At 66.4% G+C, this 13,759-nt stretch carries 13 protein-coding genes and 1 riboswitch; of the genes, 8 read left to right on the top strand and 5 right to left on the bottom strand.

Going from position 1 to position 13,759, the window contains the following annotated elements; genetic code table 11:
• Nucleotides 1-13: 13 nt before the first annotated feature.
• A riboswitch (cobalamin riboswitch) is annotated at nt 14-246 on the top strand.
• Nucleotides 247-389: 143 nt separating this feature from the next.
• The 3 genes from btuB to LAJ50_RS03665 all read left to right on the top strand — a co-directional run bounded on the left by btuB (nt 390) and on the right by LAJ50_RS03665 (nt 4,860).
• The gene (gene btuB, locus LAJ50_RS03675) at nt 390-2,267 is read left to right on the top strand and encodes a TonB-dependent vitamin B12 receptor (RefSeq protein WP_138653220.1); all 1,878 of its coding nucleotides are present in this window, start codon (nt 390-392) and stop codon (nt 2,265-2,267) included.
• 233 nt (nt 2,268-2,500) lie between these two features.
• Nucleotides 2,501-3,700, top strand: a complete 1,200-nt coding sequence (locus tag LAJ50_RS03670; RefSeq protein WP_138653222.1) for a site-specific integrase — start codon at nt 2,501-2,503, stop codon at nt 3,698-3,700.
• Nucleotides 3,697-4,860: a PDDEXK nuclease domain-containing protein gene (locus LAJ50_RS03665; protein ID WP_138653224.1), complete on the top strand. Its 1,164-nt coding sequence runs from the start codon at nt 3,697-3,699 to the stop codon at nt 4,858-4,860. The genes LAJ50_RS03670 and LAJ50_RS03665 overlap by 4 nt, the downstream gene beginning before the upstream one ends.
• Nucleotides 4,861-4,894: 34 nt before the next feature.
• Here LAJ50_RS03665 and arsH read toward each other — a convergent pair whose 3' ends face one another.
• The 5 genes from arsH to LAJ50_RS03640 are packed head-to-tail and all read right to left on the bottom strand — an operon-like array spanning nt 4,895 to nt 7,961.
• Nucleotides 4,895-5,617, bottom strand: a complete 723-nt coding sequence (gene arsH, locus LAJ50_RS03660; protein ID WP_138653226.1) for an arsenical resistance protein ArsH — start codon at nt 5,615-5,617, stop codon at nt 4,895-4,897.
• On the bottom strand, nt 5,610-6,032 hold the full coding sequence (arsC, locus tag LAJ50_RS03655) for an arsenate reductase (glutaredoxin) (RefSeq protein ID WP_138653228.1): 423 nt from the start codon (nt 6,030-6,032) through the stop codon (nt 5,610-5,612). Before arsC ends, arsH begins: the two co-directional genes overlap by 8 nt.
• Before the next feature lie 16 nt (nt 6,033-6,048).
• Nucleotides 6,049-7,125: an ACR3 family arsenite efflux transporter gene (gene arsB / locus LAJ50_RS03650; RefSeq protein WP_138653230.1), complete on the bottom strand. Its 1,077-nt coding sequence runs from the start codon at nt 7,123-7,125 to the stop codon at nt 6,049-6,051.
• A 10-nt stretch (nt 7,126-7,135) separates the two neighbouring features.
• Entirely contained in the window at nt 7,136-7,633 is a 498-nt protein-coding gene (locus tag LAJ50_RS03645) for an arsenate reductase ArsC (RefSeq protein WP_138653232.1), read from the bottom strand.
• Nucleotides 7,634-7,637: 4 nt separating this feature from the next.
• Complete coding sequence (locus LAJ50_RS03640) at nt 7,638-7,961, bottom strand: helix-turn-helix domain-containing protein (protein WP_138653234.1); 324 nt, start codon at nt 7,959-7,961, stop codon at nt 7,638-7,640.
• A 385-nt stretch (nt 7,962-8,346) separates the two neighbouring features.
• Here LAJ50_RS03640 and radC point away from each other — a divergent pair, with 385 nt between their 5' ends.
• The 5 genes from radC to LAJ50_RS03615 all read left to right on the top strand — a co-directional run bounded on the left by radC (nt 8,347) and on the right by LAJ50_RS03615 (nt 13,659).
• Nucleotides 8,347-8,856, top strand: coding sequence for a DNA repair protein RadC (gene radC, locus LAJ50_RS03635; RefSeq protein ID WP_138653236.1), 510 nt, complete (start codon nt 8,347-8,349; stop codon nt 8,854-8,856).
• A 239-nt stretch (nt 8,857-9,095) separates the two neighbouring features.
• Nucleotides 9,096-9,443, top strand: coding sequence for a DUF2958 domain-containing protein (locus LAJ50_RS03630; RefSeq protein WP_138653238.1), 348 nt, complete (start codon nt 9,096-9,098; stop codon nt 9,441-9,443).
• Between the two features lie 298 nt (nt 9,444-9,741).
• Nucleotides 9,742-10,020, top strand: coding sequence for a hypothetical protein (locus LAJ50_RS03625; RefSeq protein ID WP_138653240.1), 279 nt, complete (start codon nt 9,742-9,744; stop codon nt 10,018-10,020).
• Nucleotides 10,021-10,712: 692 nt separating this feature from the next.
• Nucleotides 10,713-11,537 carry a DUF932 domain-containing protein gene (locus LAJ50_RS03620; protein ID WP_138653242.1) on the top strand — a complete coding sequence of 275 codons (825 nt, stop codon included), beginning with the start codon at nt 10,713-10,715 and terminating at the stop codon, nt 11,535-11,537.
• Between the two features lie 79 nt (nt 11,538-11,616).
• A complete protein-coding gene (locus tag LAJ50_RS03615) occupies nt 11,617-13,659 on the top strand; it encodes a ParB N-terminal domain-containing protein (protein ID WP_138653244.1) in 2,043 nt (680 codons plus the stop codon).
• Nucleotides 13,660-13,759: the final 100 nt, after the last annotated feature.

Here is a 13,759-nt window from a genome sequence, read left to right as displayed (position 1 = left end):
GCCGTATCGCGTACAATCCGCGCCGCTTTCAGGTGACCTGCCGCGCATCCATCGCGTGCCCAGGTTGAAACGGGAAGCCGGTGAGCCCCGCCACGGGACGAATCCGGCGCTGCCCCCGCAACGGTAAGCGAGCCATGCCAACGCATCGGCCACTGCGTGCATCGACGCACGCGGGAAGGCGCGACGGCGGAAGGACCTCCTTCCAGCTCGCAAGCCCGGAGACCGGCCTGCAGGCACGGGTTCGTAGCGAACCCATCACCGGTTGCGATGCGGAGGGCGTCGCGCGTGCCGCGCTCACCTGTCCGTGCGCGCTGTCCGCCTGTGCTCCTTCCGTCGCCGCGACTTTCCTGCCTTGCAAGCGCGCGGGGCGCGCGACGGAGTTCCCCACCATGAAGACCACCCTGCTCAGCCTGGCCATCGGCCTGGGCCTTTCCGCCACCGCCGCCGCGCGGCCCGCCGACGATGCGACCGATCTGGACCAGGTCAGCGTCACCGCCACGCGCACCGAAGTCGCCGTCCAGGACAGCCTGGTGCCGGTGCAGGTCATCTCGCGCGAGGAGATCGAGCGCAGCCAGGCCACCTCGCTGCCCGAGCTGCTGGCCGGCCGCGCCGGCGTCAACATCGCCAACCAGGGCGGGCCGGGCAAGCTGACCAGCGTGTTCCTGCGCGGCAGCGAATCGGACCACGTGCTGGTGCTGGTGGACGGCGTGCGCATCGGCTCGGTCACCGCCGGGCTGGCCGCGTTCCAGGACCTGCCGGTCTCGCAGATCGAGCGCATCGAGATCGTGCGCGGCCCGCGCTCGAGCCTCTACGGCTCGGAGGCCATCGGCGGCGTCATCCAGATCTTCACCCGCGGCGGCGGCAAGGGCCTGACCACCTACGCCCAGGCCGGCTTCGGCAGCCATGGTCTGCGCGACCACAGCGCCGGCTTCAGCTACCGCGGCGAACGCGGCTGGCTGTCGGCCAACGGCGGCTACCAGGACACCGACGGCATCAACGCCTGCCGTGGCACCGCCGGCGATGCGGCCCACCCCTTCGGCGCCGGCTGCTATGCCGACGAGCCGGACCGCGACGGCTACCGCAACACCTCCTTCGGCCTGCGCGCCGGCATCGACGTCACCGACACGCTGGCGCTGGAGGGCAACTTCCTCAACGCCGACAGCTACAACGAATACGACGGCACCCTGTTCGGCGGCAACGAGGCCAAGAGCCTGCAGCGCGTGGCCGGCGGCAAGCTGCGATGGAACCCGAACGAAGCGTTCCAGCTGACCGTGCAGGCCGGCCGCAACGACGATGAGGCCGACAACTACTTCGCCGATGCCGATACCGGCACGCGCAGCTTCGTCAGCACCTTCGACACCCGCCGCGACACCGCCTCGGCGCAGGGCGACTACCGCTTCGCCGAAGGCCAGACCTTCACCCTGGGCGTGGACTGGCTGAACGACCGCGTCACCAGCACCACGCCTTACGACATCGACGCGCGCGACAACACCGGCGTGTTCGCCGAGTACCAGGGCAGCTTCGGCGCGCACGCGCTGCAGGCCTCGGTGCGCAACGACGACAACGAACAGTTCGGCTCGCACACCACCGGCAGCCTGGGCTATGGCTTCGGCTTCGGCAACGGCTTCAAGTTCACCGCCAACGCGGGCACCGGATTCAAGGCGCCGAATTTCAACGACCTGTACTACCCGGGCTTCAGCAATCCGGACCTCAAGCCGGAGAAGAGCAAGTCGCTCAATCTGGGCCTGGCGCAGTACGGCCAGGGCTGGAACTGGACCTTCAACGCCTACGAGACCCGCATCGACGACCTGATCGGCTACGACACGGCCTTCAATGTGGTCAACGTGGACAAGGCCAGGATCCGCGGCGCGGAGCTGACCGGCTTCGTCACCCTGGCCGGGCTGGATATCAATGCCCAGCTCAGCCACGCCGACGCGCGCGACGACGGCGATGGCGCCAACCACGACAAGTGGCTGGCGCGCCGCGCCCGCGACACCGCCCGCCTGGACCTGGACTATGCGATCGGCGACTTCCGCCTGGGCCTGACCGGCAACGCCGCCGGCAAGCGCTACGACGACGCGGCCAACACCCAGCGCCTGGGCGGCTACGGCACGATGGACGTGCGTCTGGAATACGCCCTGTCGCGTGACTGGACCCTGCTGGCCAAGGCGGCCAACGTGTTCGACAAGGACTACGAGACGGTCCAGTGGTACAACCAGCCCGGCCGCGAGTACACCGTCAGCGTGCGCTGGCAGGCCAGGCAGTAAGCCTTCGCCAGAAAAGGTTTGCAGAAAAAAGCCGGCGCGTCGCGCCGGCTTTTTTCATTTCACCATGACTCCAGCACCGAACTCCGCTGGACTACGCCAAAGCTCGATACAACAGGTTTATCAAGGACTTAGGTGAGTTCAACATATGCCGGTGCTTTCCGAAACCTGACCCAACTTCCCGGCTGGTGGCCCCTATGAGGCTCTTGGGAATCGGGTCTTTCCGAGGAGTCATCATGGCGAAAATCAAGCTCACCAAGTCCGCAGTCGATGCGGCGCAACCCCAGGTGCAGGCCGTCGAACTCAGGGACACCCTGGTGCCCGGCTTCTTGTGCAAGATTACCCCATCGGGTCGCAAGGTGTTCATGCTCCAGTACCGGACGAACGCCGGGGAGCGCCGCAAGCCTGCCTTGGGCCTGTACGGGGAACTGACAGTCGAACAGGCCCGCTCGCTGGCGCAGGAATGGCTGGCCCAGGTGCGTCGGGGCGGCGACCCGTCCGCCGACAAGGCGACTGCGCGCAAAGCTCCCACGGTCAAGGAGCTATGCACGAAGTTCATGGAGGACTACTCCAAGCTGCGCAACAAGCCCAGCACGCAGGAAGGCTACCAGAGCGTCATCGACCGCAACATCGTTCCGATGATCGGCCGCATGAAGGTTCAGGACGTGAAGCGCCCGGACGTGGCCGGGATGATGAAGAAGATGACGCACAAGCCGGCCGACGCGAACCGGACGTTCAGCGTCATGCGCCGGATGTTCAATCTGGCCGAGGTGTGGGGCTACCGGCCCGATGGCACCAATCCGTGCCGCCACGTCCCCATGTTTCCCAACGGCAAGGCCACCCACCTCATCAGTGACGAGGACATGGGCAAGCTGTTTCGTCATCTTGACCATCTGGAGGTCGAGGGGCTGGAGAACTACGTCATCCCACTGGCGATCCGGCTGCAATTCGAGTTCGCCGGCCGTCGCGGCGAAATCGTCACGCTCCAATGGGATTGGGTGGACTTCGAGAACCGGCGCGTCGTCTGGCCCGACAGCAAGACCGGCGGCATGTCCAAGCCCATGAGCGAGGAAGTCTATCGGCTGCTTTCGACGGCGCCGCGCCGGGATGATTGTCCCTATGTGCTGCCGTCCCCGAACCATCCCGGCCAACACCTGACCACGGGCGAGTATTACAACGGCTGGAGCCGCGCGCTGAAAGCAGCCGGTGCCGCGCATGTGGGTACGCACGGCATCCGCCATCGCTCAGCGACCGACATTGCCAACTCGGGTATCCCGGTCAAGGTCGGCATGGCGCTGACCGCGCACAAGACCGTGGCGATGTTCATGCGCTACGTCCACACCGAGGATGACCCCGTGCGCAAGGCGGCCGAACTGGTGGCGAACCGGCGCAAGACGATCACCGGCGCAACTCGCCCTGCGGAGGTCACGGCATGACCAAGAAGACGCTTGCGGCGGCGGAGGAAACCCCCGCCGCCTTGCCGGCCGGCTATGCCGGCATTCACAGCGGCATCGTGGAAGTGCTCGATGCTGCGCGCCGCGCGACGGCGCGCAGCGTCAATGCGCTGATGACGGCGAGCTATTGGGAGATTGGCCGCCGCATCGTGGAAGCCGAGCAGCAGGGTAAGCGGCGCGCAGGCTACGGCGAGCAGTTGATGGAGCGGCTGTCTGCCGACCTGACCGCGCAGTTCGGGCGCGGGTTCAGCCGCCCGAACTTGCAGCAGATGCGGGCGTTCTTCCTAACCTGGCCAATTCGCCAGACAGTGTCTAGCGAATCTTCCCCGGCGCTGTCGCAAGGGCGCTCCCTGCTGGCGCAGGGGCGACCGTGGCGGCTGGACGAACTGGCCCAGGTCTTCCCCCTGCCGTGGTCGGCCTATGTCCGGCTGCTGACGGTCAAGGACGACCACGCCCGCCAGTTCTACGAGGCCGAAGCCCTGCGCGGCGGCTGGAGCGTGCGCCAGCTCGACCGGCAGATCGGCAGCCAGTTCTACGAACGCACGGCGCTGTCGAAGAACAAGGCAGCGATGCTGGTCAAGGGCGCCGTGCCGAAGCCGGCCGATGCCGTCACGGCCGACGACGCGATCAAAGACCCGTTCGTGCTGGAGTTCCTTGACCTCAAGGATGAGTATTCCGAATCCGACCTCGAACAAGCCTTGATTCGGCGGCTAGAAGACTTCCTGCTCGAATTGGGCGATGGCTTCACCTTTGTCGGGCGGCAGCGCCGGCTTCGCATCGACCAGACGTGGTATCGCGTCGATTTGCTGTTCTTCCATCGCAAGTTGCGCTGCCTGGTCATCATCGACTTGAAGCTCGGTGCCTTGACCCATGCCGACGTGGGCCAGATGCACCTTTATTGCAATTACGCGAAAGAGCATTGGACGTTCGCCGACGAGAACCCGCCTGTGGGCCTGATCTTGTGTGCAGACAAGGGACACGCCTTGGCGCGGTACGCGCTGGAGGGGTTGCCGTCGAAGGTGATGGCCGCGAACTACAAGATGGTGCTGCCGGATGCCGAAATGCTGCAAAAGGAACTGGAGAACACGCGGCGGCTGATCGAATCGCGCAGAACGGCACGCCCCAACACGCGCAAACGCTAACGGGGCGTACCGCTGCCAGTGGCTGCGGGGAAGATCAAATCGCCGCCTGATTGACCCGCCGGCTCGACGCCTCGGCGCTTTCCTTGCGTTCGCTGTACCGATCCACCAGATACGGGGCCGCGTCGCGCGTGAGCAGCGTGAACTTCATCAGTTCTTCCATCACGTCCACGATGCGGTCGTAGTAGGCCGAGGGCTTCATGCGTCCGGCCTCGTCGAACTCCTGGTACGCCTTGGCAACCGAGGACTGGTTCGGGACGGTCAGCATCCGCATCCAGCGGCCGAGCACGCGCATCTGGTTGACGGCGTTGAACGACTGCGAGCCGCCCGATACCTGCATCACCGCCAGCGTCTTGCCCTGGGTCGGGCGCACCGCGCCGACCGACAGCGGAATCCAGTCGATTTGGGTCTTCATCAGGCCGGTCATCGCGCCGTGGCGCTCTGGCGAACTCCACACCATGCCTTCGGCCCATTGCACCAGTTCGTGCAGTTCCTTGACCTTCGGGTGATCGGCCGGCGCATCGTCCACCAGCGGCAGGCCGGACGGATTGAACAACCGGGTTTCGCCGCCCAGCGCCCGCAGGATCCGGGCCGCTTCTTCGGCGGCGAGGCGGCTGAACGAGCGTTCGCGCAGCGAACCGTAGAGCAGCAGGAAGCGCGGCACGTGCGTGGCCCGTGCCGGCGCGAACAGGTGTTCGGTGTCCGGTTGCTGGAACAGCGCCGTGTCGATGTTCGGCAGGTCGACGCGGGATTCAGACACGGCGGCCGTCCTGATCGACCACCGGCTCGCCGTCTTCCTTGTTGAACGCGCCGCGCTGCGGCTGCGGCAGCAGGTCGAGCACGGCTTCCGACGGCCGGCACAGGCGCGTACCCAGCGGCGTGACCACGATCGGCCGGTTGATGAGGATGGGATGCTGGAGCATGAAACCGATCAGGTCGTCGTCGCTCCACTTCGGATTGCCCAGGTCGAGGTCGGCATAGGGTGTGCCTTTCTCGCGCAGCACGTCCCGCACCGGCACGCCCATCGCCGCGATCAGCGCCTGGAGCGTGGCGCGGTCGGGCGGCGTTTTCAGGTACTCGATGACGGAAGGTTCCTCACCGCTGTTGCGGATCAGACCGAGCACGTTGCGCGAGGTGCCGCAGGCCGGGTTGTGGTAGATCGTGATGGTGTTCATGGGATGCTCTTGAAGATTACGAAGTGGTCGCGCGGCGCTCGTACCAGCCGCGAGAGCGGTTGACCACGCGCACCACCAGCAGCATCACCGGCACCTCGATCAGCACGCCGACCACGGTGGCCAGCGCCGCGCCGGAGTGGAAACCGAACAGGCTGATGGCGGCGGCCACGGCCAGCTCGAAGAAATTGCTCGCGCCGATCAGCGCCGAGGGACAGGCGATGTTGTGTTTTTCGCCCGCCTGGCGGTTGAGCCAGTACGCCAGCCCGGAATTGAAGAACACTTGAATCAGGATCGGCACCGCCAGCATGGCGATCACCAGCGGCTGTCGAATGATGGCCTCGCCCTGGAAGGCGAACAGCAGCACCAGCGTCAGCAGCAGCGCCGCGATGGACAACGGGCCGATGCGCTCCAGCGCCCGGTCGAACGTGGCCTGGCCCCGGCGCAGCAGCGCCCGGCGCCAGAACTGGGCGAGGATGACCGGGATGACGATGTAGAGCGCCACCGACACCAGCAGCGTGTCCCACGGCACGGTGATGGACGACAGGCCCAGCAGCAGGCCGACGACGGGCGCGAAGGCGAACACCATGATGGTGTCGTTGAGCGCGACTTGCGACAGCGTGAACACCGGGTCGCCGCCGGTCAGCCGGCTCCAGACGAAGACCATTGCCGTACACGGCGCGGCGGCCAGCAGGATCAGGCCGGCGATGTAGCTGTCCAGTTGTTCGGCCGGCAGCCACTGTGCGAAAAGGTGACGAATGAAGATCCACGCCAGCAGCGCCATCGAGAACGGCTTGACCGCCCAGTTCACGAACAACGTGACGCCGATGCCGCGCCAGTGCTGCCCGACCTGGCCGAGTGCGCCGAAGTCCACTTTCAGCAGCATCGGCACGATCATCACCCAAATGAGCAAGCCAACCGGCAGATTGACCTGGGCGATTTCCATGTGCCCGATGGCCTGGAACACGCCCGGTGCGAACTGGCCGAGGGCGATGCCGGCGACGATGCACAGCGCCACCCAAACGCTCAGGTATCGCTCGAAGCCGCTCATGGCAGACGCGGCCGGCGTGGAGCCGGCGGTATTGGTTGCGGTCATCGGGCGGGCCTCACTGGCGGCCTATGTCGCGCAGTTCGCGCTGCAAGGACATGGCATCGAGGCGCTGGAGCGGCAGCGACAGGAACAGTTCGATGCGTCGGCGCAGCGTGATCGCTGCATCGAGGAACGCTTTGCGCTGCTGCTCATCGGCGCCTTCGACCGCGGCCGGGTCGGGCACGCCCCAATGGGCCGACACGGGCTTGCCCGGCCACAGCGGACACGCCTCGCCGGCGGCGTTGTCGCAGACGGTGAAGATGAAGTCGAACACCGGCGCGTCGGGCTTCACGAACTCGTCCCAGCTCTTGCTGCGGTAGTCGGTCGTCGGCAGGTGCAGCCGCTCCAGCGTGGCGAGCGCCAGCGGGTGAACCTCGCCCTTCGGGTGACTGCCGGCCGAATAGGCGTGAAAACGGCCTTGGCCCAGCGCGTTGAGCAAGCCTTCGGCGAGGATGGAGCGGGCGGAATTGCCCGTGCAGATGAACAAGGCGTTGTAGGTGGTGTCGGTCGTCATGGTGTCAGCAGTCGCAGCGGGTGGATTCGGTGACTTCGCACACGCCGCCTTGGCAGCAATGCTCGGTCAGGTAGCCGATCAGGCCGTTCATGTGGCCGTACTCGGCCCGATAGATCAGGTTGCGGCCCTGCTGCTCGATGGTGACGAGGCCGGCATGGGCCAGTTCCTTCAGATGGAAGGACAAGGTGTTGCGGGCCACGTCGAGCTGGTCGGCCAGCGTGCTCGGTGTCATGCCTTCCGGGCCGGCAACGATCAGGGCGCGGAACACGCGCAGGCGCTGGGTGTGGGCCAGGGCGTTCAGGGCGGAAACGGCTTGATCTTCGTTCATTGTTCGATGATACAACAATTATTGAATCATTGGGAGGGAAATCTCCAGGGCATCCCGGCGTGCCGCCGACGCGCCCTCGTGCTGCGCATCGAGCCGCCTGCGGCATCTCGCCCCTACGGGCTTCCGTCGTTCCCTCGCTCCGCTCGGCTGATGCCTTCGGCCTTGGCGGGCCTGCGCGCTCCGCTTGCCAAAGGCGGGTGTGTGCAATGGGCGGGTGTAGGCGGTCTTGCTGTTCCCTTCACCGTACCACGGTGTTCTCGCCGTCAAGGGCTGCGCGTGCTTGCACGCTTGCGGCCTGGCGGCCGTCGTTGACCCCTGACTGCTTGCGCTGCGCCGTGCTGAACACGGTTCCGGGCAATTCCGCCCGAGCAACCGGAGCACGATCATGTCGCAACTGTCCTTTTCCTCGTTCGATGCCGCTTTGTTGGTGCGTGACCCTCACGGGCGCTATGCGCTGGCATCGGCCGACCAGATTCTTGAAGCCGCGCGCCAGGTCATCGACCAGAAGATGCAGCGCGGCGACGAGTTCACTTCGCCGGCGGCGGTCAAGGACTACTTGCGCGCCAAGCTGGCCGGCTTCGAGCATGAAGTCTTCGCGGTGCTGTTCCTCGATACGCGCCATCGGCTGATTGAATATGCCGAGATGTTCCGCGGCACGATCGACAGTGCGGAGGTGCATCCGCGCGAAGTGGTCAAGACGGCGCTGCGGCTCAACGCGGCGGCGGTGGTCATCAGCCACAACCACCCGAGCGGGAACCCGGAGCCGAGTGCGGCCGACCGGGCGCTGACCCAGCGGCTCAAGCAGGCGCTGGCCTTGGTGGACGTGCGCGTGCTCGACCACATCATCGTCGCCGGCGCCGCTGCGGCATCGTTCGCCGAGCGCGGGCTGATCTAGCCCAAGGGGCTTCGGCCCCTTTTTGCTGCGCCCGTAGGCGCTGCGCTTGCCTGTCCGTGCCTTCGTTGAAGGTAGCTGGGCGGTCTTGCTGATCCCTTCACCGTACCACGGCGTTCTCGCCGTCAAGGGCTGCGCGCCTTTGGCGCTTGCGGCCGTAGCCGGCTGCGCCCCCTGACTGCTGCGCTGCGCTGTGCTGGCGACGGTTCCGGGCAATTCCGCCCGTGCAACCGGAGATCGCCATGAACGCACTCATCACTGACGAACAACGCTTCTTGCTGCTGGCCAACGGCCGCGAATCACTCCAGAACACGCACTTCGATCCGGCCCCCGTGGTCAAGTTGTTCACACCGGACGCCGGTGCGACCTGGCTGCTGACCGAGATTGACCCGGACGACCACGACCACGCTTTCGGCCTGTGCGACCTGGGCCTGGGCGAACCAGAACTTGGCTGGGTCAGCTTTCAGGAGCTGGCGGCCGTGCGCGGACGCCTCGGCCTGCCAGTCGAGCGCGATTTGCACTTCCGCGCGGAGAAACGCTTGAGTGCCTACGCGCGTGATGCGCGGCGGGCCGGGCAGATCGTCGTGTAGCCCAAGCAAGCGCGCCGTCCTTCGGGCGGCGCGCTTTTTTTCTGCTGCGCTCGTCGATACCTTCGCGCCTGCGGCGCTGCGCGCTGCGCGCTGCGCGCTGCGATTGCCTGTCCATGCCTGCATTGAGAAGGCTGGGCGGTCTTGCTGTTCCCTTCACCGTACCACGGCGTTCTCGCCGTCAAGGGCTGCGCGTGCTTGCACGCTTGCGGCCTGGCGGCCGTCCTTGCCCCCTGACTGCTGCGCTGCGCCGTGCTCGCCACGGTTCCGGGCAATTCCGCCCGTGCGACAGGAGAATGCCATGAGCAGCCATCACGATTGGATCATCGAAATCACGGCAGAGCACGATGCGCGCAAGCCGTTCGCACCGGAGAACGGCCAGCCCTTGCGCTTCAAGATCGGCGACGCGGTGATCTACACGAACGACGCCGGCTTGCAGTTCCGGCTCCGCGTCACCGGGTTCTATCGGCCTGCCGGGCCTTCGGGCCTGTATGCGCTTGGCAGGCGCTACCTGCTGAATTCGTCATCGCCTTGGATGCCGGCTGCGGAATCCAGCCTGCGCCCTGACGAACCAGCCTGATGCCTTCGCGCCCCAATGGGGCGCTGCGCGCTGCGCTTGCACTCCAGGGGAAGTGCCTTCGGCACATCCCCGCCGCGCTTCGCTTGGCGCCCCTGCAAGCCCGCCGCCCCGGCTGCGCCGGCACGGCCATACCGAAGCCGTGGCAGTTCATCGCTCGGTGCAGGAGATCCACGCGGCATCTTCACAACTGCATGGGCGTCCCCGGCCAAGAAACATGGCCGGTCGCGCTGTCGTGCTGCGCATCGAGCCTCGCTGCGCGAGTCTCGCCCCTGACGGGCTTCCATCGTTCCCTCGCTCCGCTCGGCTGACGCCTACGGCCCGGCTTCCAGCTTCGGGCCTGCGCGCTTCGCTTGCGTGCGGTCTGCGCACAGGGTCGCCCGTTGCCTGTCTCCGTCTTTCCTCTCCTTCATCGCCATTCCCGCGACCGTAGCGCGTGCCTGCGTGCCGTCAAGGCGTGCGTGGCCGTGTCCTCGCCTGCGGCTGCGGGCCGCACCAACCCCGCACTTCTTCCTTGACGGCCCTTCGGCAAGCGCCCGGTTTTCGCGGGCGATGAACTCAGGAAAGACGGGGCAACAAGGCCGACCGGGTTCTTCGCGCCGACCGCACCGGAAGTCAAAGGCTGGGCTTCCGAATCTAGGAATCCGGTGCGGTGTGAACAGCAAACCTCTTTTTCTTTGTCAGGAGAAACGACCATGCAACTCGCCACCCGCTTCGCTTCCCGTTCGCCGGTACTGCGTTCCGACTATCCCTTGTCCGATGACCAAATCCGGGCCGTGGCCCCGTCCATCTTCGCGGAGGCCCCGCACGAAAGCCGCTCCGAGCGGTACAGCTACATCCCCACCGCGACCGTGCTGCAAGAACTGCGCGGGGAAGGATTCGAGCCTTTCATGGTGACGCAAACCCGCGTGCGCCACGACGACCGCCGCGACTACACCAAGCACATGATTCGGCTGCGCCATGCCAGCCAGATCAACGGACGCGAAGCGAACGAAATCATCCTGCTGAACTCGCACGACGGCACCAGCAGTTATCAGATGCTGGCCGGGATGTTCCGCTTCGTGTGCCAGAACGGCCTCGTTTGCGGCGACACCGTGGCGGACGTGCGCGTTCCCCACAAGGGCGACGTAGCCGCGCACGTCATCGAAGGCGCTTACGAAGTCCTGCACGGTTTCGACCGGGCGCAGGAATCCCGCGATGCCATGCAGGCCATCACGCTGGATGCCGGGGAATCGGAAGTGTTCGCCCGCGCCGCGCTGGCGTTGAAGTACGACGACGACAAGCCCGCGCCCATCACCGAATCGCAAATCCTGCTGCCGCGCCGCCATGACGACAGCCGCCGCGACTTGTGGAGCGTGTTCAACCGCACGCAAGAAAACCTCATCAAAGGCGGCTTGTCCGCCCGCGCCGCGAACGGTCGCCGTCAGACCACGCGCCCGGTGCAGGGCATCGACAACGGCATCCGCCTCAATCGCGCCCTATGGCTGCTGGCCGATGGCCTGCGCCAGTTGAAAGCCTGAATCCCCACGCGGCAGGGGCAGGCAGCAGCCCTTGCCGCTTCTCTCGCTGCTGCATCCCTAACCGCAAGGAGTTATCACCATGAGCGCCGTCCTGAAAACCGAAGCCATCGCCATCGAAACCGCCGCGCCGCTTGAAGTGGCCGACCCGACCAAGAACCTGATTCTGGTTCCGTTGTCGCAACTGTTGCCGCGCCGCTCCAAGCGCAACGTCCGCATGACCCCGCGCCAGTCCATCCCCGAACTGGCTGCGAGCATTGCCCGCGTCGGCCTGCTGCAAAACCTCATCGTTATCCTGTCCGCCGATGGCGAGCAGTACGAAGTCGTTGCAGGCGACCGCCGTCTGACCGCGTTGAAGCTGCTGGCGAAGAAGAAGCGCATCGCCGCCGACGTTGAGGTGCCGTGCCTGCTGGTAGCCGATGCGTCCGCCCGTACCGTCAGCCTCGCCGAGAACGTGCAGCGCGAGAACATGCACCCCGCCGACCAGTTCGCGGCCTTCGCCGCGCTGGTCAAGGAAGGCCGACCCATCGAAGACATTGCCGCCGACTTCGGCGTGACTCCGCTGGTGGTGCAGCGCCGCTTGAAGCTGGCCAACGTCTCGCCGCGCCTGCTGGCCGACTACCGCGCCGGGGCCGCGACGCTGGAACAGTTGATGGCCTTGACCATCACCGACGACCGCGCTGCACAGGAAGCCGCGTACTACGGTGCGCTGGAATGGCAGCGCGGCGCGTCAGCGCTGCGCGACCGCCTGACCGAGCGCGAAATCACCGCCACGCATCCGCTGGTGCGCTTCGCCGGGCTGGACAGCTACACGGCGGCAGGCGGCGGCATCCGCCGCGACCTGTTCGCCGAAGGCGATGCCGGAACCTACCTGACCGATGCCGGGCTGCTGGAAACGCTGGTGCGCGGCAAGCTGGATGCGCTGGCCGATGGCATCCGTGCCGAGGGTTGGGCGTGGGTGGAAGCCGTGCCGCACATCAGCCACGCCGAGCGGCAGGCGTTCCAGAATGCGCCGCGCCAGCGCCGCGAACCGAGCGCCCGCGAAGCCCGCCGCATCGCCTCGCTGCAAACCCGCATCGAAAAGATCGACGCCGAACTGGAAGATGCCTACGACACCGAGGACGAGGACAAGGCGGCAACGCTGGAAGAACGGCGCGAACAGGTGGTCGAGGAACTGCAAGCCATCGAGGACGGCTTGCGCGAGTACGCCCCGGACGTGCGGGCCGTGGCCGGTGCCATCGTCACGCTCGACCGCAACGGCGAGGCCGTGATTCATCGCGGGTTGCTGCGCGAGGCCGAGGCCAAGGCGCTGCGCACGCTGGAAAAGCTGCGGCAGGGTTTCAGCGGGGAAAGCGCGAACGACGACGAAGGCGACGAACCCGAACCGCCCAAGACCACCAGCGTGTCCGACCGGCTTGCGCAACGGTTGAGCGCCCACCGCACCGCCGCGCTGCAAATCGAAGTCGCACGGCATCCGCAGGTGGCACTGGCCGCGCTGGTGCATGGCATGGTGCAGACCGTCTTGCAGGAAAGCCACTACGGCCACGACCTGCCGCTGGGCGTGAGCCTGAAACTGCAAAACCGGCTGGAAAGCCTTGCCCCGGACGTGTCGGAATCGCCCGCCGCCGTGGCGCTGCGCACCTTGCAGGAAGTCGCGGGCGAAGCCTTGCCGGAGGACAGCGCCGAACTGTTCGCCGCGCTGCTGGCGAAGTCGCAGGATGAACTGGTGCGGCTGCTGGCCGTGTGCGTGGCTTCCACGGTGGACGTGGTGACACCCCGCACCACGGCGCGGCAACCGGGCGCGGAACTGGCGCAGGCCGTGGGGCTGGACATGGCCGCATGGTGGAAGCCCACCGCTGACGGCTATTTCCAGCATGTGCCGAAGGCCGCGATTCTGGAAGCCGTGGGCGCGTTCGCACCGTCGAACGTCACCCGGCTGGCAAAGTTGAAGAAGGGCGACATTGCCAGCGAAGCCGAACGGCTGGCCGATGGCAGTGGCTGGATGCCCGCCGTGTTCCTAAACGACCACCACACCGAGCCGGAGGATGTGCCGGAGGTGGCGGGCGAAGTGGATGCGCCGGAAGATGCCACCGAGGTGGAGGACGCGCACGCGCTGGCCGCGTGAGGCAGTAGCACGGCCCCGGCGCGTAGCGCCGGGGTTTCCTTATCCAGAACCGGGCGCGGCGGTGGCCGCGCCCGGTTTCAACGTCGAAATCAAAATCGCC

This window comes from Pseudoxanthomonas sp. X-1, from assembly GCF_020042665.1.
Lineage (GTDB): Bacteria > Pseudomonadota > Gammaproteobacteria > Xanthomonadales > Xanthomonadaceae > Pseudoxanthomonas_A > Pseudoxanthomonas_A spadix_A.
Note: the sequence above shows the minus strand (reverse complement) of the source record. Positions and strands in the feature narration are given on the sequence as shown.